Origin of the sequence: Kitasatospora sp. SC0581 (assembly GCF_048159585.1) — a bacterium.
GTDB lineage: Bacteria > Actinomycetota > Actinomycetes > Streptomycetales > Streptomycetaceae > Kitasatospora.
Genome location: NZ_JBLRWA010000199.1, coordinates 1 through 388, shown reverse-complemented (window position 1 = coordinate 388; position 388 = coordinate 1). Strand labels below are relative to the sequence as shown.

Here is a 388-nt window from a genome sequence, read left to right as displayed (position 1 = left end):
TACGCGATTAAATGGTGTACCTTTTACGAGGTCTCGTAAAAAACCAGGAGGTTCCCCCGCCGGCAATTAAAACCCGAGCCGCCTGAAATGTGATTTTTCAGTGCAAAGATGCCAAACGCCTGCCTTGCCGGATTTTATGATTCTATGCTGACATTCCAGAGAACCGGGCCGATAAACCATTTAAATCCTTTGACTTTATCGGAACAGGCATTGACATTTTTGTAAGTTCCAAGATTGATCACCGGCAGGTATTGCCAGAATTCCTGCTGCAGCTCACGAATAAGCGCTTTTGTCTCATCCTGCGTTTTGGCAGAACTGATCTGATCCAACAATTGGTCGATTTTCGGATCGTTTGTCCAGCCAGGCCAGTTTGCCCTGGAATCCAGGA

General features: G+C 46.6%; 1 pseudogene. It reads right to left on the bottom strand.

The annotated features are described in order from the left end of the window. Window positions 1-134: 134 nt before the first annotated feature. Window positions 135-388 (bottom strand): annotated as a pseudogene (locus ACLWS4_RS37770) (hypothetical protein); the annotation flags it as partial.